Origin of the sequence: Actinomadura sp. WAC 06369 (assembly GCF_003947565.1) — a bacterium.
GTDB lineage: Bacteria > Actinomycetota > Actinomycetes > Streptosporangiales > Streptosporangiaceae > Spirillospora > Spirillospora rifamycini.
On sequence record NZ_QHJN01000076.1, the window covers coordinates 1 to 25,152 of the forward strand.

The 25,152-nt window shown below is 73.4% G+C and carries 15 protein-coding genes; 9 read left to right on the forward strand and 6 right to left on the reverse strand.

The window, feature by feature from the left end; translation table 11 throughout:
• Positions 1-95: 95 nt before the first annotated feature.
• Positions 96-1,094 carry a glycosyltransferase gene (locus DMH08_RS21060; protein ID WP_233617716.1) on the forward strand — a complete coding sequence of 333 codons (999 nt, stop codon included), beginning with the start codon at positions 96-98 and terminating at the stop codon, positions 1,092-1,094.
• 38 nt (positions 1,095-1,132) lie between these two features.
• On the opposite strand, the gene DMH08_RS21065 is transcribed toward DMH08_RS21060, so the two are convergent.
• Complete coding sequence (locus DMH08_RS21065; RefSeq protein WP_125617202.1) at positions 1,133-4,471, reverse strand: hypothetical protein; 3,339 nt, start codon at positions 4,469-4,471, stop codon at positions 1,133-1,135.
• Between the two features lie 150 nt (positions 4,472-4,621).
• Positions 4,622-6,127 (reverse strand): sulfatase family protein, encoded by a 1,506-nt coding sequence (locus tag DMH08_RS21070; RefSeq protein WP_199747922.1) that lies wholly within the window; start codon positions 6,125-6,127, stop codon positions 4,622-4,624.
• 137 nt (positions 6,128-6,264) lie between these two features.
• On the opposite strand from DMH08_RS21070, the gene DMH08_RS21075 reads away from it, so the two are divergent.
• Complete coding sequence (locus tag DMH08_RS21075) at positions 6,265-7,737, forward strand: family 43 glycosylhydrolase (protein ID WP_125617204.1); 1,473 nt, start codon at positions 6,265-6,267, stop codon at positions 7,735-7,737.
• A 10-nt stretch (positions 7,738-7,747) separates the two neighbouring features.
• On the opposite strand, the gene DMH08_RS21080 is transcribed toward DMH08_RS21075, so the two are convergent.
• The 4 genes from DMH08_RS21080 to DMH08_RS21095 form a co-directional block, all read right to left on the reverse strand.
• Complete coding sequence (locus DMH08_RS21080) at positions 7,748-9,316, reverse strand: glycosyltransferase family 39 protein (protein ID WP_125617207.1); 1,569 nt, start codon at positions 9,314-9,316, stop codon at positions 7,748-7,750.
• Entirely contained in the window at positions 9,297-10,277 is a 981-nt protein-coding gene (locus tag DMH08_RS21085; protein WP_125617209.1) for a glycosyltransferase, read from the reverse strand. Before DMH08_RS21085 ends, DMH08_RS21080 begins: the two co-directional genes overlap by 20 nt.
• Positions 10,274-11,482 (reverse strand): hypothetical protein, encoded by a 1,209-nt coding sequence (locus tag DMH08_RS21090; RefSeq protein ID WP_125617211.1) that lies wholly within the window; start codon positions 11,480-11,482, stop codon positions 10,274-10,276. The genes DMH08_RS21085 and DMH08_RS21090 overlap by 4 nt, the downstream gene beginning before the upstream one ends.
• A 109-nt stretch (positions 11,483-11,591) precedes the next feature.
• On the reverse strand, positions 11,592-12,926 hold the full coding sequence (locus DMH08_RS21095; RefSeq protein ID WP_051301187.1) for a hypothetical protein: 1,335 nt from the start codon (positions 12,924-12,926) through the stop codon (positions 11,592-11,594).
• Positions 12,927-13,074: 148 nt separating this feature from the next.
• Here DMH08_RS21095 and glf point away from each other — a divergent pair, with 148 nt between their 5' ends.
• From glf to DMH08_RS21130, 7 genes are all read left to right on the forward strand, one after another.
• Complete coding sequence (glf, locus tag DMH08_RS21100; RefSeq protein WP_026404378.1) at positions 13,075-14,247, forward strand: UDP-galactopyranose mutase; 1,173 nt, start codon at positions 13,075-13,077, stop codon at positions 14,245-14,247.
• The gene (locus DMH08_RS21105) at positions 14,244-16,274 is read left to right on the forward strand and encodes a glycosyltransferase (protein ID WP_026404377.1); all 2,031 of its coding nucleotides are present in this window, start codon (positions 14,244-14,246) and stop codon (positions 16,272-16,274) included. Before glf ends, DMH08_RS21105 begins: the two co-directional genes overlap by 4 nt.
• A complete protein-coding gene (locus DMH08_RS21110; protein ID WP_125617213.1) occupies positions 16,271-17,242 on the forward strand; it encodes an ABC transporter permease in 972 nt (323 codons plus the stop codon). The genes DMH08_RS21105 and DMH08_RS21110 overlap by 4 nt, the downstream gene beginning before the upstream one ends.
• A 2-nt stretch (positions 17,243-17,244) precedes the next feature.
• Positions 17,245-18,006, forward strand: coding sequence for an ABC transporter ATP-binding protein (locus DMH08_RS21115; RefSeq protein ID WP_026404375.1), 762 nt, complete (start codon positions 17,245-17,247; stop codon positions 18,004-18,006).
• Between the two features lie 131 nt (positions 18,007-18,137).
• Positions 18,138-20,801, forward strand: a complete 2,664-nt coding sequence (locus DMH08_RS21120; RefSeq protein WP_199747923.1) for a hypothetical protein — start codon at positions 18,138-18,140, stop codon at positions 20,799-20,801.
• A complete protein-coding gene (locus DMH08_RS21125) occupies positions 20,788-23,007 on the forward strand; it encodes a class I SAM-dependent methyltransferase (protein WP_199747924.1) in 2,220 nt (739 codons plus the stop codon). The genes DMH08_RS21120 and DMH08_RS21125 overlap by 14 nt, the downstream gene beginning before the upstream one ends.
• A 102-nt stretch (positions 23,008-23,109) precedes the next feature.
• Positions 23,110-25,029, forward strand: coding sequence for a hypothetical protein (locus DMH08_RS21130; RefSeq protein WP_125617216.1), 1,920 nt, complete (start codon positions 23,110-23,112; stop codon positions 25,027-25,029).
• Positions 25,030-25,152 lie beyond the last annotated feature (123 nt).

Consider the following 25,152-nt stretch of genomic DNA (forward strand, 5'->3'; position numbering starts at 1 on the left):
CCTCGGAGCCGCCTCCCCGCATCTGGCTCTGCCCAGCGTCACGGCCCCCCACCCCGGAAACGGACCGCATGCAGCCCGAGCCATTCACTCTGCTCATGACCGTCTACGGCGGTGACCGGGCCGAGTATGTCAAGGACGCCTTCCGGAGTGCGGTGCACGACCAGACGCTCCGCCCGGACCAGGTCGTCCTGGTACAGGACGGCCCGATCGGGCCGGACGTCGCCGCCGCCCTCAAGGAGCTCGTCGCCGGCAGCCCCGTCGAGGTCACCTACGTCGCCCTCGAGCACAACCGCGGCCTCGGCCCCGCGCTGGACGCCGGACTCCAGGCCGCACGGCACGACATCATCGCCCGCATGGACGCCGACGACATCGCCATGCCGCACCGCTTCCGGCTCCAGGTGCCGCTCGTCCGGTCGGGCGCCGACCTCGTCGGCGCGGGCCTGCTGGAGTTCGGCACCGGCATCGACGACGTCGTGGGCCGCCGCATCCCGCCGAGCGACCCCGAGGACATCGCCCGCTACTCCCGGCTGCACGACCCGTTCAACCACCCCACGGTCGTCTACCGGCGCAGCGCCGTCTGGGCCGTCGGCGGCTACGGCGACCTGCCGCTGATGGAGGACTACTGGCTGTTCGTCCGCATGATCGCGGCGGGCGCCCGGATGGTGAACGTCGCCGAACCGCTCGTCTACTACCGCGTCGGCGACGGCGCCTACCAGCGCCGCGGCGGCCGCGACCTGCTCCGCTCCGAGCTGCGGCTCCAGCGCGAGATGCGCCGCGAGGGGTTCATCAGCGCGTCCCAGTACTGGCGCAACGTGGTGGTGCGGGGCGGCTACCGGCTCGTCCCCACCGCCATCCGCAAGCCGTTCTACCGCGCGGTCGTCGCCACCTACGGCGACCGCCGCAACCGCGAACGCGAGGCGGCCGGCGCCAAGGCCGCCATCGAGGCGGCCCCCGCCGGACCGGTCGACGCGGGCGCACCGGAGAAGCGCGCGTACGTCCCGCGACACGCCCGCCCGCCCGCGCCGGACGACGAGCCGGCGGCGTGGCCGCTGTCCGCCCCGCCGCCCGAGCAGCCCGGCCACCGGACGGGCTGACCGCCGCGGAAACGCGAAAGGCGGCCGCGCCTACCCGCTCACCGCTCCCACAGGACCGGCTGCGCGCCGTTCGCGTCGACGTTCTGCCCCACGCCGAGCACCGTCTCCCCGAACGGGGCGAGCCCGGTGATCTCCTGGTCGCCGTCGCCGCCGAGGCCGGTCCCGCCGGGCTTCGCCGCCTCCCAGGACGTCCCGTCCTTCGAGGTCAGCGACACCACGTCGGCCGAACCGGACGCGGTGCTCCGCGCCGCCGCGGCGAACCCGTCCGGCGTCGCCGTCAGCGCCGTCATGCTGATCTTCCGGTCGTCGCCGGGGACCGGCAGGTCCTTCCAGGTCTTGCCGCCGTCCGCCGAGGTGTAGCCGATCCAGACGAGCCCCTGCTGCGTCGCCGCGATCCCCGCGGCGACGAGCGTGTCGCCCTTCGCGGCCACGTGCGTCAGGTGGGCCTCGCTGACCCCGCTCGGCACCGGCAGCGACTTCAGCGTCCACTGCTTGCCGTCGGCCGACGACCACACCGCCGGGTGGTTGCCCTGCGCGTCCCGGTGCCCGCCGACCGCCACGAACCCCGACGCGGGCGCGGCCACGTCCAGCATCCACTTGAAGGCGTCGGACGTGCCCTTCAGCGCGTTCGCGTCGGCGCCGGTGCCCTTCTCCCACGACTTCAGGTCGCTGGAGGACCAGGCGGAGGCGGAGAAGCCGTGCGTGCCGACGACGACGTACCCGGCGGGGCCCGCCGCGACGCCGCTGGTGGTCGGCGCGCCCTCGCCGTCGGGCCGGAACGCCGCCGCCGAGTCGGCGGCCTGCCAGGTGGCGCCGTCCTGCGAGGAGACGACGAGGGCCCGCTTGGGCGCCGTCTGGTCGTAGCCGACGGCGACCCAGCCGGACTTGCCGGAGGCGACCTCGAGCAGCCGCTGCGGGCCGGGGCGGGTGAACGCCGCGCCGAGGCCCTGCGCGGGCTTCCACGTCGCGCCGTCCGCGGACGTCCACGCGGCGGCGTCGCCGGACGCGCTGCCGACGGCCACGGCCAGCGCGTCGGACCCGGCGACGGCCTGCACGGCGTGGTCGGGCCGGATCACGCCGGGGATCTTCGCGAGGTCGATCGGGACCGCCTGCCCGTTCGCGTCCCACACGGCCAGCAGCGGGTCCATGTCGCCGCCGCCGGGCTCGCGGCCCACGAGGACCGTCTGGCCGTTCGCGACGGCCGCGCCGGTGACCTCGCGGCCCGGCTTGGCGGGCGCGGTGCCCGCGGCCTTCCACGTGGTGCCGTCCGGGCTGCTCGACAGCAGCACGTCGCTCCCGCGCGCGACGAGCGCCGTGTAGCCGTTGGCGTCGCCGAGGATCCGGCTGGTCGACCGGTAGCCCTCCCCGGCGATCTTTCCGGCCTTCGTCCAGTTCTGCCCGTCCTTGGAGACGAACGCCTGGCCGAACATGGTGTCGCCGTCCTTCATCTCGCGGACGGCCAGGAACCCGGCCTGGCCGCCGCCGATGATGAGGCCGCGGCTGCCCTTGGGCACCGGCACCTCGGACGTCGCCCAGGTGCGGCCGCCGTCCTGCGAGCTCCACACCTTCCGGTACTGCGGGGGCTTCTTGTTGTCGGGCTTGATGAGCGCCTCGAGCAGGACGACGTCGCCGCTCGCGGCGATCTCGACCAGCGAGTACGACGCCTTCTTGACGTTCAGGCCGATCTGGTCGCCGACGCGGGCTTCCCAGGCGCGCCCGTCGGACGACAGCCACACGGCCGGCTCCGCGTCGCTGAAGTCGCCCTTCGCGGACGTCGCGCCCATGGCGATGTAGCCGCCGCCGGTCGCGACGATCCGGTCGACGCGGTTGCCGCCGTCGAAGACGTTGCCGACGGCGTCGGGCTGCCGCGTCCAGCTCTGGCCGTCCGAACTGGTCCAGACGGCGCCGCCGGTCGGGCCCGCGCCGATCGCGACCCAGCCGGCCTGGCCGCCGCCGACGGCCTGCGGGGTCGCGTTGCCCGCCGCGCCCTCGACGGTCGCGGACTTGAACGTGCGGCCGCCGTCGGCCGACACCAGGAAGATGCCGCGGGTCGCGCCCGCGCCGGTCTCCGCGCCGACCGCGACGACCGTCTGGCCGACCGCGGCGGCACCGCCGAACTCCTGGTCGCGTCCGTCGGTCTGGGCGGACCCGGGCACCGGGAACGCGGCCGCGGCGAGCTTGGCGTCACCGCCGTTCGACGGGCCGTCGTCGCCGCCGAGGAACGTCACGACCGCGTACCCGCCGCCCGCGATGACCGCGGCGGCGGCGAGCCCGGCGACGCCGATCAGCAGGCCCTTCTTGCCCTTCTTCTTCTTGGGCGAGCCCTGCTGCGGGGTCGTGCGCCACGGCTCGTCGATCTGCGGCGGCGGCGCCGCGGGACCCGGCTGGGCGGGCGCGTTCGGCGCGGCGGGCCCGGCGTTCGCGCCGGGCACCTCCTGCGCGTAGGGGAACGGCTGCGGGGAGGGCGGCTGCGCGGGCGGCTGCTGGCTCGGGACGCCCGGGATCTCCTGCGCCCACGGGAACGGCTCCGGCGCCGGGGTCGGCGCGGGCGGACCGTGGGGCGCCGCGCCGTTCGCGGGCGGCTGCTGGCTCGGGACGCCCGGGATCTCCTGCGCCCACGGGAACGGTTCGGGCGCGGGCGGCTGCGCCGGGGGCTGGGCGGGCGGCTGCGCGGTGCCCGCGCCCGGAACCTCCTGGGCCCACGGGAACGCTTCGGGCGGCGGGGGAGCGGCGGGCTGCTGCGCGCCGGCGATCTGCTGGGTCTCCGGCTCGATGGGCTGCTCGGCGCGGGTGGCGTCGGCCGGGACCTGCCAGTCCGGCTGCGCCGGCGGCTCGGGCGGCTCCGCCGGCGCCGGGGACGGCACCGGCGGCGCGGGCGGCTGCTGGCCCACCTGCATCGTCTTGTCGGCGTCGACGACCTCGGGGCCGACGATCATCGTCGCGTCGCCCTCGACCGCGCCGGACGCCCCGCCGCCGGACGCGCCGGCGGAGTCGTCCGACCAGGCGGAGGTGTCGGCGACCGTGTGGTCGGGCGCCTCCCCGGCGTCGCCCGCGTCGCCGCCCGCGCCGGGGAACGGCGGCAGCGGCGGCGGCTCGGCGGCGGACGCGGACGCGGACTCGTCGTCCTTCTTGAAGATCTGCGTGCGCATCCCGCTCAGGTCGAGGTCGCTCACCGTGCGGTTGGTGTCCTCTTCCGGCTCCTCCGGGAGCGGGGTGCCGAACGGCGGCAGCGATGCGGGCTCGGGCAGCAGCGGCTCGGCCCCGCTCGGCTGCTCGCCGTCGTTCAGCCACTGCGGCGGCGGGGGAGCCTCGCCCGGCTGCCCGGCGTCGGGCCGCCCGCCCTGGTGGTCGTCGTCCGGGGTTCCGGTTGCGGTCACACCTGCACTCCAGCCTCTGTCATGTGCATGCCGCCTGCATGCGCGTCGTCGTCTGCACCGTCATGCCGTACGCGCGGGGGCCGTACTCACCGGCGATGATAGCGGCGCATACGGGACGGAACTCCCCGCCGGACTCCCCGCCGGACCGCCCTAGCCGCTCCGCCCCGCCGCGCCGCACGCGCTCCCCGCGCACCTGGTCAGCGCGTAGAGGCGCGCGGTGAGCGTCCGCAGTCGTTCGGGGGGCAGCGTCGCGGCGATGTTGGACAGGTGGTGGGGGTCGCGGGTCAGGTCGTAGTACTCGCGCTCGCCGTCCGCGTACTCGACGTACAGCATGTCGGTCGTCCGAAGCGCATTGTAGGTCGTGGGAGCGCCGGGCAGGGCGTCCTGCCGGTCGGGATCGAGTTCGGAGTACGCCGGCTTGACGTGTTCGACCAGCGCGGTGTCCCGCCAGTCCGCGGGGGCGTCGCCGCGCAGGAACGGGGCGAGCGAGCGCCCGTCGGTCGCGGCGGGCACCGGCGCCCCGGCCAGTTCGAGGAACGTGGGCGCCATGTCGGTGTTCTGCACGATGTGCGAGACCCGCCCGCCGCCGCCGATGCCGGGGCCGACGAACACGAACGGCACCCGGACGTCCACGGTGTACGGGGTCATCTTGCCGCCCGCGAGCCGGTGCTCGCCCATGTGGAACCCGTTGTCCGACCCGAACACCACCACCGTGTCCTTCTCGATGCCGAGCTGCTTCACCGTGGCGCGGATCTTGCCGAGCATCTCGTCCACGGCCTGCACCATGCGGACCCGGTCGCGGAACCCGGCGTCGATCCGCTCGATCTGGCGCGGCCCGAGCTTCTTGTGCAGCCGCAGCCACGCGGGCTTGTCGCTCACGTCGGCCTCGTTGAACGCCGGCGTGCGCGGCGCCTTCAGGTCCGGGAACAGCTTCGCGTGCCGGGGCGCGGGGACGAACGGGCCGTGCGGCGCGAACGTCGAGACCTGCATGAAGAACGGCTGCCCGGAGGCGTGCGAGCGCTTGATGAAGTCAAGGCTCTTGTAGGAGAGGACGTCCGTCATGTAGTCCTGCGGCTCCTCGCCGTAGTGGACGATGCGGCCGTTCTCGTTCAGGTTGTAGCCGAACTCGGGGTAGCCGTTCCCGGCGACGTACCACTCGCTCCAGCCCGGCGGCACGTTCGTCGAGCCGGTCCCGGGGTCCTGCGGCTGGTAGCCGTTCATGTACTTGCCGAGCATCGCGGTCCGGTACCCGGCCTTCTGCAGGCCGTTCGCGAACGACTTCTGCTCGCCGCCCTCCCGCTGGAAGACGCCGTAGCCGCCGAGCGGCGGGAAGTTCGTGCGGACGTTCGTGTTGTGCGGGTACTGCCCGGTGAAGAAGGTCGCGCGGGACGTGCAGCAGAGCGAGTCGGCGACGAGGAAGTTGTCGAACGTGATGCCCTCGGCCTGCATCCGCTGCACCTGCGGCATGTGCGCGACGAGCTTCCAGGAGAGGTCGTCGGTCAGGACGAACACGATGTTCGGCTTCGCGGCGGCGGGCTTCTTCGGCGCCGGGCCGCCTTCCTTCTGCGGGAAGCCGAAGCAGCCGCTCAGCACCAGCATGCAGAGCGCGAGCAGGGCGGCGGGCACACCGCGCCCGAGCCGGCTTCTCTCTTGCAAAGTCGGCCACTCCTCGTGCCGTCGGTTCCGGCGCCCCGGTCTCAGCCGCCGGGGCCAAGCGTAATCGGCCACCGGGTGATTCGCGTGCCGAGTGGTGGTTCGCCGTCGTGTGCCGGTTGTTGGCATGATGCGAGGTGATGTGGAGGACGGGCGGGGCGCCGCGGGCGCGTGGACCGCTGACGCCGCTGTTCGTCGGTGCGGCCGTCAGCGGCGCGGTCGCGCTGGTCGTGGGCCTGGCGGCGTCGTGCGGCCCGGACGGCGGTAAGCCGGACGCGCGGGCGTCGTCGAGCGCGCCCGCGCCGAGCCCGGCCGGGACGGCCGCGCCGATCCTGCCGCCCGGGTACTCGCCGACCGAACCCGTCCTCGACGACTCCTTCGCCGACCCGGCCGCCATCAAGGTGGGCGACACCTACTTCGCGTACGGGACCAACGGCGGCGACGCGATGATGCCGGTCGCGACCGCGCCCGCGCCCGCCGGGCCGTGGACCCGCTCGCCCGGCGACGGCCTCGCCCGCCTGCCGGCCTGGGCCGAGTCGGGCTGGACGTGGGCGCCGGAGGTGGTGCCGCCGCAGCGGCAGGGCGACCCGTACCTGCTGTACTTCACGGCCCGCCGCAGGGACGCGGACGTCCAGTGCATCGGCATCGCGACCGCGACGTCGCCCGCCGGGCCGTTCGTCCCGCGCGACGGCGACCCGCTGGTCTGCCCCGCCGACCTCGGCGGCGCCATCGACGCGGCGTCGTTCATCGAGGACGACGGGACCCGCTTCCTGCTGTACAAGAGCGACGCCCGCGCCACCGCCGCGATCTACCTCGTGCAGCTGACGTCCGACGGCCTCCAGCTGGCCGCGCCCGCGACCCGCATCTTCGGCCGGAGCGGCGACGAGCCCGTCCTGGTGGAGGCCCCCGACCTCGTGAAGCGCGGCGGCAAGTACGTGCTGTTCTACTCGGCGGGCTGGTACTTCAAGTCGAACTACCAGACCCGGTACGCGGTGGCGTCGTCGGTCTGGGGCCCGTACGAGAAGGGGCCCGCGCCGATCCAGACGACGGACCTGTACGGCGGGAAGATCGAGGGCCCCGGCAGCGCGGACGTCCTCAGCGACGGCACCGGCGACTACCTGCTGTTCCACGGCATCACCGACTACCACGGCGGGTCGAAGGTGACGCGCCCCATGTACGTTGCGCCGCTCGGCTGGGACGGGGCGCGGCCCGCGGTGCGGGGCGTGACGACCCGGTACGAGGCCGAGGCGGGGCGGCTGAACGGCTGCGTGTCGGCGCTGCCGCGCCCGAACGCGTCCGGCGGCAAGGCGGCGGGCCCGTTCGCGCGCGACGACTGCGCCGTGGACGTCCGGGTGTTCGCGCCCGTCGCCGGGCAGTACACGCTGCGGCTGCAGTACGCGAACCGGTCCGGCGACGAGTCCGACCTGCAGTTCGCGGTGAACGGGACGCCGGCGGGGTCGGTGCGGCTCGACGCGACCGAGGGCGCCGACTGGACGTCCGCCACCGCGCAGATGCGGCTCGGTGGCGGCTGGAACACGCTCGCGCTGCGCCGCCTCTCCGGCCCCGGGCGCCCCGCGGGCAAGGGGCAGCTCGACTACCTGGAGATCCGGTAGGGCGCCGCGGTCAGCGGCCGGTGCGCTCGAACAGGACGAGCCACCCGCCCCGGAAGGTCCAGGTGCGGACCGGGCGCCACGGCCCGGCGGCCTGGACGGCCTGTTCCCGGGCGTCGACGATCGGGACGTGCGGGTCGAGGGAGCGGTGGTTCATCACCCACACCCGGTCGTACTTCGCGAGCTTCGGCCCCAGGTCGCGCGGGCGGACGTCGCGGCCCTTGAGGTTCGCGGCGGACACCGGGTCGACCCGCATGCCCACGTCGTCGAGGCGGCCGAAGACGTCCGGGTAGGCGGCGGCGTTCCACCGCACGACGCCCGCGAGGTAGACGACGGCGTCCCCGGGGCGGGCCTCGGCCGCGACGGCCTCCGCCGCCTTGCGCATGTTCTCCGGGCGGCTCTCCTCGCGGCGGATCATGTCGTGCGCCTGCATGGAGGGGCCGACGAGCGCCGCGGCGGCCACCGCGAGCACCGCGGCGCGGTCGGCGCGGCGGGGCGCGGCGGCGAGCAGCCGCGCGAGCCCCGCGCCGGCGAGCAGCCCCAGCGCGGGCAGGGTGTAGACGGTGTAGCGGTAGTAGAACATCGGGTCGCCGACCATCGACACGACCAGGAGCAGGACGGTCGGCAGGACCAGCCACGGGACGGCGACGGCGGTGAGCGGCACCCCGCGCGGGCTCGTCCGCGCGCGCAGCCCCGCGACCGCGCCGACCGCCGCGACCGCCAGCACGGGCACGACGAGGGGCCGGGACCCGCACACGAACTGCACCTGCGTCCACACGACGTCCCACGACGGCTCGGGCAGCCACTCCACCTGCCGTGTCTGGTGCCGCGCGGCGAGCGCGAACGGGACGAGCGGCGCGGCGGCGACCGCGGTCGCGGCCAGCCACCGGGCCCAGAGGCCGGGCGCGGCCCGCAGCGCGAGGAGCGTCGCGCCGTGCGCCGCCAGCAGCAGGACGCCGTGCAGGTGCAGGAACCCCAGCGCCATGACCGCCGGGGCGTAGCCCGCGAACCACGGCCACCGCCGCCGCGCGCCCGGCTCGACGCCCCGGACGAGCAGGTACGTCGCGAGCACGGCGACCGCCGCCACCATCGCGTAGGAGCGGGCCTCCTGCGCCCACCGGGACGTCTGCACGGCGACGGCGAACGCCAGCCCGCCGAGCAGGGCCGCGGACGTCCCGTGCAGCCGCCGCGCGAGGACGGCGACGCCCGCGGCGGCCGCCGCCGCCGCGAGGGCGCTCGGCAGCCGCAGCGCCAGCTCGCCCGTCCCGAACGCCAGCACCCACGGCCGCATGATCATGTAGTAGAGGGCGTGGACGAGGTCGAGGTGGTCGAAGACGGCGGCCATGTCGCCGTACGACCGGGACGCCATGCTGATGGTCGCGGCCTCGTCGAGCCACAGCGACGGGCGGCGGATGCCGATCAGGGAGACCGCGAGCGTCAGCGCGGCCGGGAGCAGCGGCAGCAGCGGGCCGCGCGCGAACCGCGCCGCGCGCCCGCCCGGTCCCGCCGCGCGGGCGCGGGCGCGGGCGGGGGCGGTCAGCGAACCGTCGGCCTCGGGAACGTCATGGGGCGTCGCCGTCATGGGAGGGGACCTCGACTCCGATCTCGCGCAGCAGGTCGGCGGTCGGCCGCGGGCGACCGAACACGCCCGCCCGCGCCCCCCGGACGAGCGCGCGGCGCAGTACCGCGCGGTCCGAGGAGCCGGCGAACGTGCGCGACCAGCGCCGCACCGTGGAACCCGCGTACAGGACGCGTTCCGGCGGCGCCAGCCCGCGGCTGCCGGTGAACAGCCAGATCTTGTTGCGGACCTCGTAGTAGAAGCGGTCGCCGGGATCGGCGTCCGCACCCCCGAACGTTCTGGTCTTGTGGACGACGACGCTGTCCGGGCACAGCAGCCCGCGGCGCCCCCGCAGCAGCCGCGTCGTGAACTCGAAGTCGTCGTTCCACAGGAAGTAGTCGGCGACCGGCAGGCCCCGCGCGCGGACGGCCGCGGCGTCCACCAGCACCGACACGAACGACGCCGACCGGATCGGGACGCATCCCGCCGCGCGCGCCGCCGCCCGCTCCGCCGCGGACGCGCGCGGCTTCGGCCGCGGCGTGTTCATCGGGTGGTCGCGGCCGTCCGTCCACACCACCCGGCTGGCCAGCAGCGTCGCGGGCACGCCGGGCCCGGCCGTCCGGTCCCGGGCGGCGAGCAGGGCGCGCAGGGCTCCGGGCTCCGGGACGGTGTCGTCGTCCAGCAGCCACAGCAGGTCCGGGTCCCCGGCGAGCGCGCGCGCCATCCCGGCGGCGAACCCGCCCGCGCCGCCGGTGTTGCGCGGCAGCACCAGCAGGTCGGCGTCCGGGAACCGCTCCCGCACCATCGCCGCCGTCCCGTCGTCGGACGCGTTGTCGACGACGATGACGCGGTCGGGCGGCCGCTCCTGCGCGGCCAGGGCCGTGAGGGACTCCGCCAGCAGGTCCCGCCGCCGGTAGGTGACGACGATCGCGGCGACCGTCGCCCCGGGCGCCCGGGGCGTTCCGCGGGCCGCCGGGCCGGTCATCCGCGCCCGCCGGCGGGCCGCCCGGCGGCGCGGCGGGCGGCGCGCTGCAGCGCCGGGGACGGCGCCGCGGCCGCCTGCAGCAGCCGGTCGAGGTTCTCCCGGACGTCCGCGAGCTGCCCGTGCAGGTGCGCGATCCCGATCCGGTCGTGCACCGCGTTGAGCCGCTCCAGCAGGTGCGCCGACACCCCGATGGACGCCGCGGCGATCAGCTCGTCCGGGACGTCGCCGGGCAGCATCCCCCCGGTCGGCGTCCGCGACGTCGTCAGCTCCTCCAGGTCGCCGACCACCCCGTACCCGGCCTCGCGCAGCTCAGCGGCGATGGCGCGGGTGCGGTCGGCGGCCCAGTCCGCGTGCCGGGGCGGCAGGCCCATGGGCGCGCGGTCGGCGGCGGCGGTCCCGGCGGCGAGGCCGCTCCCGATCAGGTGGTCGCGGACGATGCGCTCGTAGTCGCCGCCCAGCGCGGTGCCGAGCCGCCCGTTCAGCCGCCGCAGCAGCTCCGCCTCGACCGCCGACAGCGGTTCCTCGTCCGCGAGGCCCCCGACGTCGCAGCCCGCCGGGTCGATGCCGGTGAGGGCGCAGAACCGGTCCCACAGGACGTCCGGGCCGGAGCCGGGCGCGGGCAGCGTGAGGACGTGCACGCGCTCCTTCGGCACCGCCGACTCCCAGGTCTTCAGCACCCGCACCGGGTCGTGCAGGCCCCAGAACATCGGCCCGAACGGTTCGGGCGCGTCGATGCCGAACTCGACCAGGTCGTCCACGAACCGCTCGAACGTGATGGCGTGGTTGTGGCGGATCTGCTCCTGCCAGTCGTAGATGAGCTGCCAGCCGAGGTCGCGGGTCGCGAACACCACGTGCACGTCGGCGGGCGCCAGCGTCGCCACCGCGTGCCGCGCCTGCGCCGCGGTCGCGCCGCCCAGCAGCCCGTGCGAGAACACGACCGTGGGGCCGTCCCAGTCGCGGGCCCGCTTCGCCATCCGGTCCCACGCGCCGTCCCACGCCGGGTCGCGGTGCCCGCCCCAGCTCATCTCCCGCAGGTCCATGACGGCGCCGAAGTGCTCGTTCGGCCCGGTGACCGGGTGCCCGACGCCGGCGTCGGCGAGCCGCCGCCGGTTCGCCCACAGCGCCCGGTGCAGGAACGCCGCCCCCGCGGTCGGCGCGCCGACGTGCAGGTAGACGGCCTTGCGCCCGTCCCCGCTCTCTGCCATCTGCCGGTTCACCTCGTGCTCGTGTCGGTCGGTCGGTGCTCGTCTGGTGCTCGTCTGGTGCTCGTGTCGGTGGTCGGTCGTGTCGGTGGGGGCTCGTGCGTGCCCGGGGTCAGCGGTGCGTGTTCGGGTCGGGGTCGGCGCGGGCGGCGATGTCCTGCAGCAGCCGGTAGGCGCCGCGCAGCTGCCCCCGGACGGCCGGGTAGCGGTCCCCGACCTCCCGCATCGCGCGGACCGTCCGCGGCACGGACTCCTCGGCCAGCACGTCCGTCACCTCCCGCAGCAGCGCGGCGTCCGCGCCCATCTCCGCGAGCCGCTCGGCGGCGGGCACGTCCGGCCCGGCGACCCGCGCGGCGCGGTCCTCGGCGTCGCGGAGCCGGGCCAGCAGCGTGGCGACCGCGTCCAGGCCGACGTCCGCGACGTCGGACCAGACCGGTGCGTCCGGGTCGGGCGCGGGCGGCAGCCACTTCGCGGTGCCGGGCCCCACCATCGGGATCAGCTCGTACAGGTCGCCGACGACGTCGTAGCGGGCGGCGCGCAGCCGCTCGACGGTCTCCACGGCCAGCTCCGTCGCCCACGGGAGGTGCTCGGCGGGCAGGACGGTCTTCGCCGGCGACGGCCGCGCCGCCAGCACCCCCTGCGCCAGGTTGAGCTTCACTTCCGCGTTGTGGACGTGCCACCCCACCCGCTCGCGGTCGAGGGCCCGGTTGAGCCGCAGCAGCCACTGGGTCTCGGCGAGCCCGAGCGACGGGTTGTCGAACGGGGCCGCGAGGTCGTAGGCGTCCGGGTCGAGGCGGACCGCCTCGCAGAACCGCCGCCACAGCAGGTCGCGGGGCGCCCCCGGGCGCGGCAGCGTCACCACGTGGACCCGCTCGCGCGGCAGCGTCCCGCCCCACCGGCGCAGGACGTCCACCGGGTCCTGCAGCCCCCAGAACAGCCGCGACATCTCGAACGCCTTGCGGTCGGGCTGCTTGAGCGTCGCGACGAACTCCGAGAACGAGGTGTCGAACCGGTTCTTGACGTCCTCCTGCCAGTGCGCCGGGATCTGCCGGGCGAGGTCCCGGACGGTGAACACCACGTGGACGTCGGCGAAGCCGAGATCGGTCAGCGCGCGCCGCACGTACTTCATGCGGGCGGGCGCGAACAGCTCCTGCGAGATGATCGCGTCGCGGCCCCACTCGCGGCACTCGTCCACGAGCCGCCGCCACGAACCCGGGACGGACGGGTCGGAAGCCCCGGAGAAGAACGTGTGCCGCAGGTCGAACGCGGCGCGGACGTGCGCGGCCTGGTCGGCGCCCGGATACAGGACGCCGTGCTCGCGCAGCCGGTGCCGGTTGTGCCAGAGGATCTGCTGCAGGTACGTCGTGCCGCTCTTGGCCGCCCCGACATGCAGGAAGACCGCCGGGCGGGTGCCCCGCTCGGCGCGTCCGGAATGGGACGAGATCACCGCGTTCCTTGATTCCTGCACCGGTATCGATCGAACCCCGGGTATCTTAGCCCCAATCTGTGGCAACGGACCGGCTGGCGACCCACGTGCAGCGGGTCCCGCACACCGGGTTCTGCAAACACCCCCCGCCGGATGGACGCCCCCCTGTATGAACGTTGATCTCGTGGTGGCCGGCAGCGGGCTGTTCGGGCTGACCGTCGCCGAACGCTGCGCGGCCGACCTGGGCCTGCGCGTGCTGGTCCTGGACCGGCGCGACCACATCGGAGGGAATGCCTACAGCGAGGACGAGCCGGAGACCGGCATCGAGATCCACCGCTACGGCGCCCACCTCTTCCACACCTCCAACGAGCGGGTCTGGGAGTACGTCAACCGCTTCACCGCCTTCACCGGCTACCGGCACCACGTGTACTCCCGGTACCGCGACCGCATCTACCCGATGCCGATCAACCTCGGCACCGTCTGCGAGTTCTTCGGCCGGGCGTTCACCCCGGACGAGGCGCGCGCGCTGATCGCCGAGCAGGCCGCCGAGGTCACCGACCCGGCGAACCTGGAGGAGAAGGCCGTCTCGCTGATCGGGCGCCCGCTGTACGAGGCGTTCATCCGCGGCTACACGGCCAAGCAGTGGCAGACCGACCCGCGCGACCTCCCGCCCGAGATCATCACCCGGCTGCCCGTCCGGTACACGTTCGACAACCGGTACTTCAACGACACCTACGAGGGCCTCCCGGTCGACGGCTACACGGCCTGGCTGGAGCGGATGGCCGACCACCCGAACATCGAGGTGCGGCTGAACACCGACTTCGCCGACCTGCGCGACGACGCCGTCGGCAACGTCCCCGTCGTCTACACGGGCCCCCTCGACGCCTACTTCGGGCACGCCGAGGGCGAGCTCGGCTGGCGCACCCTCGACTTCGAGATGGAGATCGCGGACACCGGCGACTTCCAGGGCACCCCGGTCATGAACTACGCCGACCAGGACGTCCCGTACACGCGCATCCACGAGTTCCGCCACTTCCACCCCGAGCGCCGCGACCGCTACCCGTCCGACCGGACGGTCATCATGCGGGAGTACTCGCGGTTCGCCGGGCGCGGCGACGAGCCGTACTACCCCATCAACACCCCCGGAGACCGCGAGAAGCTCCGCGCCTACCGCAAGCTCGCCGCCGCCGAGGAGGGCGTCCTGTTCGGCGGGCGGCTCGGCACGTACCAGTACCTGGACATGCACATGGCCATCGCGAGCGCGCTCAGCATGGTCGACAACCGACTGCGTCCCCATTTCGCCGAGGGTTCGCGTCTCATCAGTGGAGGTGCAGACGAATGAGCGACATGGGAGCCCGCGACGACCTGAGGGTCCTGCAGCGCGTCGTGCTGCCGGTGGACCGCGACCTGGACGTCCTGAAGCTGTACGTCGAAGGGGAGATCGGGCGCGGCGCCGAGGCGTTCGCCGCGGAGGCCGCGGCCGAGGCCGGCGAGGCCGGCGGCGCGGGCGGCGGCGTCGGGCGCCGCAGCGTCGTCGTCCCGGTCGGGCGGCGCGTGTCGTTCGCGACGTACTTCAACGCGTTCCCCGCGAGCTACTGGCGCCGCTGGACGTCGGTGGACGAGGTGTTCCTGCGGGTCCGCGTGCGCGGGCAGGCCACCGTCATCGTCTACCGGTCGAGCGCGAAGGGGCACGTGTCGCGCGTCGCGTCCGTCCGGGTCGACAGCGACGACGCCCACGAGGAAGCGTTCCGGCTGACGCTGAGCCCGTTCATCGACGGCGGCTGGTACTGGATGGACATCCTCGCGGGCGAGCGCGACGCCGTCCTCGAACGCGCCGACTGGTGCGCCGAACCCGGGGACGTCCGGCAGGGCCGCGTCAGCCTCGGCATCACCACCTTCAACCGGCCGAAGTTCTGCGTCGACCAGCTCGTCGCGCTCGGCGCCGCCCCCGAGGTCCTCGACGTCGTCGACGAGGTCTTCGTCGTCGACCAGGGGAACCAGAAGGTCCGCGACGACGAGCGGTACGCGGACGCCGCCGCCGGCCTCGGGTCCCGGCTGCGGCTCATCGAGCAGCCGAACCTCGGCGGATCCGGCGGGTTCTCCCGCGCGATGGACGAGACGCTCCGGTCCGGCACCAGCGACTACGTGCTGCTCCTCGACGACGACGTCGTCACCGAGACCGAGGGCATCCTGCGCGCCGTCGCGTTCGGCGACTTCGCCCGCACCCCGACGATCGTCGGCGGGCACATGTTCAACCTGTTCGTCCGGTCCCAGCTGCACGCGTACGGCGAGGTCATCGCGAAGTACCGGTGGTGGTGGGAGGAGGCCGAGCACACGCGCCGCGAGCACGACTTCGCGCTGCCGCCCGCGCCGGCCCTCGACCCGGACGCCAAGCCGAAGACCAGCTCCGGCGGGCTGCTGAAGACGCCGTGGCTGCACCGCCGCGTCGACGTCGACTACAACGGCTGGTGGATGTGCCTCATCCCCACCGACGTCGTCCGCAAGGTCGGCCTGTCGATGCCGATGTTCATCAAGTGGGACGACGCCGAGTACTGCGTCCGCGCCGGCGCGGCCGGGTTCCCGACCGTGTCGCTGCCCGGGATGGCCGCCTGGCACGTCCCCTGGCAGGACAAGGACGACTCCATCGACTGGCAGGCGTACTTCCACGAGCGGAACCGGATCGTCACCGCGCTGCTGCACTCCCCGTACGAGCGGGGCGGCAACCTGGTGAAGGAGAGCTACATCATCTCGGTGAAGCACGCCCTCGCCATGCAGTACTCCACCGCCGAGCTGATGCTCTCCGCGATCGAGGACGTGCTGACCGGCCCCGAGCACATGCACGCCGGGATCCGCACCAAGCTCGCCGACGTCAACGCGTTCCGCGCCGCGTTCCCCGACGCGCAGAACCGGCCGAGCCACGAGGAGTTCCCGCAGATCCGCAACGCCCGCCCGCCGAAGCGCGGGCGCACGCCCAAGCCGCCCGCCGGGCGGGCGAACGTGCTCGCGACCGCGATGCTCGGCGCCGTCAAGCAGCTCCGGCCCGTCGACCCGGCCGCGCACGGCAACCCGCAGACCGTGATCCCGCACATCGACCGGCACTGGGGGCTGCTGTCGAAGTTCGACAGCGCGCTCGTGTCGTCCGCCGACGGCACGAAGGTCGCCTGGTACCAGCGCGACCCCGAGCGGTTCAAGCGGATCCTCAAGCGCACGTCGCTGCTGCACGCCCGGCTCAGCCGCGAGTGGCCGCAGCTGAGCGCCCGCTACCGGTCCGCGATGGACGAACTGGCGTCACCGGACGCGTGGCGCCGCACGTTCGAGGCGTCCGAGCCGTCCGGCGGCGCGGACGGGCCGGGGACCGGGCGCCGATGACGGCCCGCCCCACCGCGAACCACCCGGCGCGGCCCGGCGCCCCGGTCGCGCACCCTGCCGGTGCGGACGGCCCGGGCGGCGACCGCGCGCACGGGCGGCACCGCGCGGCGCCCGTCCCGCGCGACCCGGGGCTGCGGCCGCCGGGCGGGGACGGCGGGCTGCGGCAGACCCTCCGGCACAAGTACCTGCTCCGGCTCCTCGTCCGGCGCGAGCTGCGCGCGCGCTACAAGGGGTCGCTGCTCGGGCTCGGCTGGTCGTACGTCCGTCCGGGCGTGCACTTCTCCGTGTACTTCTTCGTCGTCGGCGTGTTCCTCGGCATGGACCGCGCGATCGAGGACTTCCCGATCTACCTGTTCTCGGGGATGGTCCTCATCCACCTGTTCACCGAGACGATCCACTCGACGACCCGCTCGGTCACCGGCAACGCGGCGCTGATCCGCAAGGTGTTCCTGCCCCGCGAGCTGTTCCCGTCGGCGTCGGTGCTCGTCTCGCTCGTGCACTTCGTGCCCGGCATGCTCATCCTGCTGTGCGGCGCGATCGCCGCGGGATGGCGGCCGACGCCGGGCGGCCTCGCCGCCGCCGTCCTCGGATTCTCGATCATCCTGACGCTCGGGCTCGGCCTCGGGCTGCTGTGCGCGGCCGTCAACGTGTTCTTCCGCGACCTCGAGCAGGTCGTGGACATCTCGATGCTCGTGATCACCTGGTCGGTCCCGATGATCTACCCGTGGACGCACGTGCAGACCCACGCGCCCGCCTGGGTGCTCGACGTCTACCTCGCGAACCCGCTGGTCAGCGCCGTGTCCCTGTTCCAGAAGGCGTTCTGGCTGCCCGGAACGCGCGGTGACTTCGCGCTGCCGCCCGACCTCTACCTGCACGCCGGGATCTCCCTCGCGCTCAGCCTGCTGGTGTTCCTCATCGGACGCGCGGTGTTCGCCCGCGCGCAGACGCGTTTCGCCCAGGAGCTGTAGAAGTGCCCGCTTCCATCGTCGTCGACTCCGTGACCAAGCACTTCACGCTGCGGCACGCCCGGTCGATCAAGGAGATGAGCGTCCGGGCGCTGCGCCGGCAGCCGCTCGCGAACCGGTTCAAGGCGCTGGACGACGTCAGCCTCACGTTCGCGCAGGGCGAGACGGTCGCGCTGATGGGGCTCAACGGGTCCGGGAAGAGCACCCTGCTCAAGATGATCTCCGGGGTGCTGAGCCCGGACTCCGGCGAGGTCCTCGTCCGCGGCCGCATCGCCGGGCTCATCGACGTCGGCGCCGGCCTGCACCCCGAGCTGACCGGCCGCGAGAACGTCTACCTCAACGGCGCCATCCTCGGCATGCCGCAGGCCGAGATCCGGCGCAAGTTCGACCAGATCGTCGACTTCTCCGGCGTCGAGCGCTTCCTCGACGACCAGGTGAAGTTCTATTCGTCGGGCATGTTCATGCGGCTCGCGTTCTCGATCGCCGCGCACACCGAACCCGACGTGTTCCTCATCGACGAGGTCCTCGCCGTCGGCGACCCGCCGTTCCGGCAGAAGTGCCTCGAGCGCATCCGCGAGCTGCGCGGCGAGGGACGCACGATGGTGATCGTCGCGCACGACATCAAGATGCTCACCGGACTGTGCGACCGCGGCGTCACGATGGAGCACGGGCGCGTCCTGTTCGACGGGCCGACCGAGCAGGCGGGGCGCCTCGTCCGGGAGGCCCGCGCCGCCAAGCGCGCCGCCCAGGCGGTCGCGCCGTCCTGACCGGGAAACGGAATCCAATGGTGACCACGGGATGTAGCAGACGGATACCGGCAACTGCTCAGATAAGGTGACCCCGGTCCGCGGCCGGCGCCCGCGGTGACCTGCCCCGAGTCCAGAGAAGAGGTGCGGTGTTGACCAGACAGGAAATCGGTTGTCCGCTGCTCGACAACGTTCACCGGATCATCGCCGACCGCGCGTGCACCGTCCTGTCCCTGGACATCTTCGACACCGTCCTGTGGCGCCGCGTCCCGCGCCCGGCGGACGCGTTCGCGCTGCTCGGCGCCCGCCTCCGCGAGGCCGGGCTGTGCCCGCCCTGGGTGACCGACGCGACGCTGCGGCGGATGCGGATCCTCGCCGAGGAGCAGGCGCGCCGCGGCCGCGACTCCCTCGGCACCGAGGTGTCGCTGTTCGACATCTGGCGGGCCATGCCCGAGAGCCCGTTCGGCGGCACGCCGATCGAACGGCTCGTCCGCGCCGAACTGGACCTCGAACGCGAGCTGACGGTCGTCGACCTCGACATCGCCGCGCTCGTCAAGGCCGCCCGCAAGCAGGACATCACGGTCATCCTGGTGTCCGACACGTACTTCACCGAGGACCACCTGCACCACCTCCTCGACCGTCCCGAACTCGGGTCGATGGAGAACGTGCGGATCTTTCGGTCGAACCAGCACGGCTCCGCCAAGGCGTCCGGGTTGTGGGACATCGTGCTCCGCGACCTCGGCGCGAGCCCCGAGCAGATCGTGCACATCGGCGACCACGAGGTCGCCGACGACGAGGTCCCCGCCGAACTCGGCATCCGCACCGTCCACTACCGGCGGCTGGACGACGCCTTCCGCGGCGTCCTCGAACGCGAGCGCGAGCCCGTCGAACCGTTCGGCGACCATGCCCCCGACCTCGACGAGCGGCACGGCGACTTCGGCCTCACCAGCCTGCGCGCCAAGGCCATCGCCTCCGGCGGCCCGCACGGCACCTCCGCCCTGGACGTCGCGTGGCGCTACGGCGCCGCCGTCCTCGGCCCGGTCCTGACCGGGTTCGCCGAATGGTGCGCGGCGCGCGCGCACGAGACCGGCACCCGCCGGCTCTACTGCTCCATGCGCGAGGGCGAGCTGCTGTCCGAGCTCATCAACGAGGCCGCCACCGCGCGCGGCTGGGACGTCGAGGCCCGCCCCGTCTGGCTGTCCCGGTTCGTCACCTCCATCGCGGGCCTCGACCCGTTCGACACCGACGCCGTCCACCACTTCATCCGCAGCGGCTACCAGCTGACCGTCCGGCAGGCCCTCTCCGTCCTCGAACTGCAGGCCGGGGACGTCCCGGGCCTCGCCACCGAGCTGAACACCGTCATCGACAACGGCGACATCGCCGACCGCGTCGCCCGCGCCCTCACCGAGACCCCCCACCTGTGCAACCGGCTCGCGGTGACCGTCACCGCCGCCCGCGAGCGGATGATCCGCGCGCTGCGCGCGACCGGCGCCCTCGACGAGCCCGAACTCACCCTCGTCGACCTCGGCTGGGGCGGCACCATCCAGCGGCAGCTCGCGAAGGCGCTGCGGATCGCGGGCCTCGACGTCGTCCCGTCCGGCCTCTACCTCGCCACCAACACCCGCGCCGAACGCCTCTACGTCGAGGGCCTGCGCGCCGAGGGCTACCTCGCGCAGGCCGGGCACCCCGCGAAGGTGTCGGCGACCGTCACCCGCAGCCCCGAGATCGTCGAGCAGTGCGTCAACGCGCTCTGCGGCTCCCTCATCGGCTTCACCGAGGACGCGGCCCCGGTGCTCGGCGAGACCGCCGACTCCCCGTCGCAGAACGCCGAGCGCCGCACCGTCCAGGAGGGCGTCCTCGCCTTCCAGCGCATGTGGAACCGGCAGGTCGCCGGCGCGGACGGCGACTGGCCGAGCCTCGCGCACCCGGAGGCGGCCCGCGACCGGCTCTCCCGCATCCTGGTGTCGGCGCTGGAGTCCCCGACCGCGGACGAGGCCGCCGTGTTCGGCAACTGGGTCCACGAGGACAACTTCGGCTCCTCGCAGGTCACCACCCTGCTGCCCGCCGACCTCAAGCCCGCCGTCCCCTACCTCGCCCCCGGCGACCTCGACGACCTGCACATGCGGGACTCGTTCTGGCCCGCGCTGATCGCCGCGTCCGACACCGGCCTCGGCGCCATGGCCCGCGCCATCGCCGACGGCGCCCTCGACGCCGAGGCGTTCGACCCGGCGGGGGAGAAGTACGAGACCCGGCTGCGGTACCGGACGTCCGACGACCGCTGGCACGAGGAGATCCGCCGCCGCGTCCGCATCAACCACAACGGCCTGTCCTTCGCCCGCCTCGCCTTCGAGCACCACGACACCGTCGACATCTCCATCGCGATCCCGGGCCGCCCCGCGATCGTCCGCGTCGACTGGATCGAGGCCAAGGTCATCGCCGGCGGGCGGCGCCGCGAGCAGGTCCTGCGCTGGGACAGCCCCGAGGACTTCGTCGGCCTGCACTACGCCGACTGCCGCTACCTCGGCGGCAACCTGATGGAGTTCGACACCCCCTACGCGGCCGTGTGGCTGCCGATCGCCCGCCGCGCGGGCGCACCGGTGGTGTCGTCCGCGCAGATCACCGTCGCGTTCGCGATGCTCCCGCAGTCCATGACCGGCATGGCCCCCCGCATGCCGCTCGACAAGCACGCGACCAGAGCCGCCCGGGCGGCGCGGCTCACCGACAGGCTCCGCGAGGAGTACCGGACGCTCGGCGTGAAGGGCGTTGCCGCCGGCGCCGGGCGAGTGGCCAGGAGGAAGTTCGGTGACGCGAAGTGACCCCGGTGCCGGACCCGGCACGAACGACCCCGCCTCCCGGGAGCCGATCCCGGAGGACGCCCTGAGCACGCCCCCGGAGGACCCGGTGGAGCCGGCGGAGCCCGCGGTTCCGGAGGCCCCCGTGGAGCCCGTAGCGGCGGAGGCGGAGGAGCCCGCGGAAGCCGTCGAGCCCGTGGTCGAGGCCGAGGCGGCGGAGACCGCGGAACTCGTGCGGCCGGGGGACGAACCGGACACCGAGCCGGTCGTCCGCAGCGCCGCCGCGAAGCCGAAGCGGACGGCGTCCAGGAAGGCCGCCCGCAAGAAGGCGGCCGCGCCGGACGAGCCGTCCGGGATCGTCGCGACCGGGTTCGCCGGCACCCGCGACGAGCCGCACCGGCAGGCGCGCCTCGCCCGCGAGCAGCCGCTCCTGCTCCACTCCATGTCGATCTTCCGGAGCCTGTTCGAGGCGATCGCCCGGTGCCGCGAGATCGGCACGGTCGTCGAGGTCGGCGTCGAGTCCGGCCGGACCAGCGCCGTGTACGCGGACCTGGGCGCGACCGTCCACTGCGTCGAGCCGAACCCGACCGACGAACTGCGGGCCGTCCTCGCCGCCGACCCGCGCCTGCACCTGGTGGAGGGCCGCTCCCCGGACGTCCTCGGCGAACTGCCCGCCGCCGACCTGTACGTCCTCGACGGCGACCACAACTACGCCGTGGTCCGCGAGGAACTCGCCTGGATCATGAAGAACGCCCCCGACGCCGTCGTGGCCCTGCACGACGTCCTGTGGCCGAGCGGGCGCCGCGACATGTACTACCAGCCGTCCCCCCTCGCGGCCGAGGACGCGCACCCGTCCACCGGCGGCGGCCCGACCGTCTGGCACGACGAGGTCACCCCCGTGGGCTTCGCCGGCATGGGCGACTACACGGTCGCGGCGCACGCGGGCGGCGAGCGCAACGGCGTCCTCACCGCGGTCGAGGACGCGCTCGTCGAGGGCGGCGGCGACTGGCGCTTCGAGATCGTCCCGGCCGTGTTCGGGCTCGGCGTCCTCGCCCGGTCCGGCTCGCCCGGCGCGGCGGAGGTCTTCGCGGCGCTGCGGCCCTACACGTCGTCCGACCTGCTCGCCGCCATGGAGAACAACCGGATCGCGCTCTACACCCGCGTCCTCCAGCTCCAGTACGAGGCGGAGGCGCGGACCGAAGAGGCGACCCGCATGGCCGAGACCATCGCGGCCCAGCAGCAGGAGATCGACCGCCTGGGCGGCGGAACCGGCCGCCCGGCCGCCGCCGCGGCGGCCCCGCGGCGGGACGAGCCCGCCGCGCCGAAGGAAGAGAAGCCGAGGAGCGCCGAAGTGTCCGACTACGTCTCGACGGTCGCCGTGCACCACGACACCTGGGGGACCTTCCTCGAACCGGACGCCTCGATCGCCGACCTCGAGAACCCGCACGAGGTCCTCGGCATCCCGATCCTGAGCGGCCACCACGCCGACCTCAAGGCGTTCGCCGGGTACAACACGGTCTTCGACCGCATCGCGGACCGCGTCGCGGGCGTGAACCTCGCGTACGAGGACCAGTGCAGCGCGAACCACTACTTCGACGTGTTCACCCGCATCGAGCGCGACCACCGGCACGCCACCCGGATCGTCGAGGTCGGCGTGTTCATGGGCGGCTCGTCCACCGTGTTCGCGGGCTGCGTCGAGCCGATGGGCTTCGAACTCGACCTCGTCGACGTCAACCCGGTCTACCTGCAGTTCGCGTACGAGCGTATCCGCCGCACGTTCCCGGGCGCGATGCCGCGCGTCCGCATGTTCTACGGCGACCTGCCGACGTACGTCCAGAAGGTGCTGCTGCCCGAGACCTCGGCGCGCGCGATCGTCCACCACGACGGGGCGCACGACTTCAACCAGGTCGTCAAGGACATCAGCTCGCTGTACTTCGTCCGGGACCGGGTGCACAGCCTCGCGATCCAGGACACGCACCTGCGCGGCCTCATCGAGCACTTCAACTTCGTGGACGCCGCCGTCTACGCGATGTTCGGCGTGGACGTGAAGTACGAGCCGGTGGGCGCCCGCTACGAGGAGGGCTCGTCGGTGACGAACCCGAACCAGTGGAACGGGAACTACTTCCTCGCGGGGATGTCGGAGGGGATGTACATCCCGTTCGAGGGCGTCGAGTGGAAGTACCCGCACCCGTCGATGGACCTGGAGACCTTCCTGCCGGTGAAGCGTTGACCACGCACGTCACCGTGCCCGAAGCGTGACCGTCCTACCGGTCAACCAAGATCGTCAAGTGGGCGTCTCCACGGAAAACCCCCGATCCGTGGAGGCAACCCCTTGCCCCGAATACGAAGCCTGGCCGTCCTGACGGCCCTGATCGTCGCGGTGACGACGTTCCTCGTCCCCGCGGCCGCCCGAGCCGACGTCACCGACGTGAACCTGTCGGTGGCGTTCGACCGCCTGTCCGCCGACCGCGTCGCCACGGTGACCCTCGAGGCCAAGTCCGCGAGCGGCATCACCGGCGTCGAGGCGGCGGTCGAGCAGCTGGCGAACGAAGAGTGGACGCCCATCGCGACGATGCCGCTCGCCCGTACCGGCGGCACCGCGAACGACGGAACCTGGACGGCCGAGTACCGGACGGACATCGAGGCCCACCCGGGCGGCACCAGGTTCGTCGCGGAGATCGCATCGGCGGACGGCACCACGCTGACCACCGAGGCGAAGTACATCGACAACTGCTATCAGCTGACCATGACCGACCTCACCAGTTCACCCGAGGTCATCGACGCAGACACTCCGGTGACGGTCGAGGGGCGAGTCCTGGTGCAGCGGACTCGAGACGCAGAACCCGAACCCGCGCCGGACGTCGCGGTCACGACCAGTGGGTCCTCGGTCCGGACGAGGGCGGACGGCTCGTTCACCTACACGACCGGCTACACCGAAGACGCGGTCCGTCCCAAGGCGGGGCGCGAGCCGGAACTGTGCACGGTGATGGGGGCGGCTCCCGAACCCGAGATCGAGAAGCAGTCGGTAAAGCTGTCGGGGCGGATCGTCACCCCGATGCCGGTCGAGGCCGGTTCCACCGTGGTCGTGGAAGGACGCCTGGAGCGGAACGGTGCCGACGGCCTCGTCCCGGTTCCCGGCGCGGTGGTGAGCGGGCAAGTCGTCTCGGGGCCTTTCAGCAGGGCAGGGCGGTCGGTCTACACCTCCGAGGACGGTGGATTCCGCCTGTCGCTTCCCGTTGAAGAGGCCGGTCGGCTGAGTCTGGACAGCGAGGAGAACGACCTCCTGGAGAGCGGCCTGACCGACGCGGGGGCGCTGTCGATCGGGGGAGACTCGCGGATCGTCGGCTTCGACATGAAGCCGTCCCCCGTCGGCTATCACGAGATGATCCATGCGACGGGTCGGCTCATGGCCGGTTCCGAGCCGATCGCGGACGCCCAGGTGAGGCTCGAGTACGCCGACACGACCTATGCCTGGTGGGACACGGCCTCGTACGTCAGGACGAACAGCGAGGGGTACTTCGACGTCCAGAGCCCTCGGACGCTGCAGGACGGGTACTGGCGTGTCCACTATGTAGGTTCCGGCGGTAAGACTCTCGCCATGAGCGACGTCCGCCACGTCGAGGTCAAGTACGGGACGAGGCTGGACGGCTACACCGCGACGGCGGGCGCGGGCGGCGCGGTCACGATCCAGGGCGAGCTGGTGCGCCTCAAGGACGGGGAAGAGCCCGCGAGCGGGCTGCCGGTCTACGTCTACTTCATGGCTGACGGGCAGTCGACCTGGGAGTTCCAGGGGACGACCGAGGCCGGAACGGACGGGACGTTCGGCAAGCAGTTCAAGACCGACAAGAACGGCTACTGGACGGCGGCGTTCTGGGGCGACGACGACCACATCAGGTCCAACGCGCCCATCGCGCACGTGAAAGTTCTCGGGAAGTACACGACGGAGTTCGCCGAGTTCGGCGCGTCCCCGTCGCCCGTGGCGGCGGGTGAGCCGATCACGCTGAAGGGGCTGCTGACCCGTTCCGTGGACGGCGGCGCGGCCGAGGCCGCCCCCGGCAAGCCGGTCTACGTCTACTTCCTGCCCGCCGGGGCGACCGAGTGGGTGGAGAAGGCGGTCGTCCAGACGGGCGCGGACGGGCGGTTCGAGAAGGCGTTCGCGGCCGAGGAGGACGGCTACTGGACGGCGTGGTTCTTCGGTGACGAGGGCCACCTGAGCGTCAACTCCGGAAGCGAGCACGTGGACGTCAGGTAACGGCGTCGGCCGGGTTCCGTAGGGGCGATACGTCTGCGGAGCCCGGCCGACTGACCGGCACCGGCCAAACGAACGCATGCGCCCAATGTGGTCGTTTTCGCGGCCAACCAAGATCGTTTATCG